The 468-nt window shown below is 53.8% G+C and carries 1 protein-coding gene; it reads left to right on the top strand.

Features of this window, described 5'->3' with window-relative positions; all coding sequences use genetic code 11:
- The coding region (locus tag AC1RO3_RS08595; RefSeq protein ID WP_481764017.1) for a hypothetical protein at window positions 1-301 on the top strand (301 nt) is incomplete at its 5' end.
- Between the last annotated feature and the right edge of the window lie 167 nt (window positions 302-468).

The raw sequence follows: 468 nt of genomic DNA, 5'->3' as shown, positions 1-468 counted from the left end.
CAGCATTCCACGAATTGGCACGTTCAAGCCGCTTCAGATTAAGAAGGGGCTGATCGAACACGGCACGATCGCTGACTGGTACGCAGCGGCCGACGCAGACGTGAAGAAAATGTTCGACATGAATCGGGTTGCAATCAAGCGCAATAGAAAACTCGTGACACTCAAGACCGATGTGCTGCCACCCACTGAACCGGATGAGTGGAAACCGCCCAAGGCAAAGAGCTTCGAGGCGCAGTCGCTACCTTCGACATACCACGCATGGCACTCGCAGCTGTATCCGAAATCACGAGGCTTGTTCTAAATGAAAAACCCCATCAGATTCGCGTCTGATGGGGTTTTTGTTTTACGCCGCTGATGCTGTACCACGCAGCGTGAACGTCGCGTTCGCTAGGTTCGCGTCTGCTGATGCCGCCGCTGTCACAATAAGCACATCGGTCGCATTTAGGGTCTGCGCTGACGAGAAAGTGA

The organism is Dellaglioa sp. CoH-57-MRSF-19, assembly GCF_056781975.1.
This window is presented reverse-complemented; position numbering and strand designations above follow the sequence as displayed.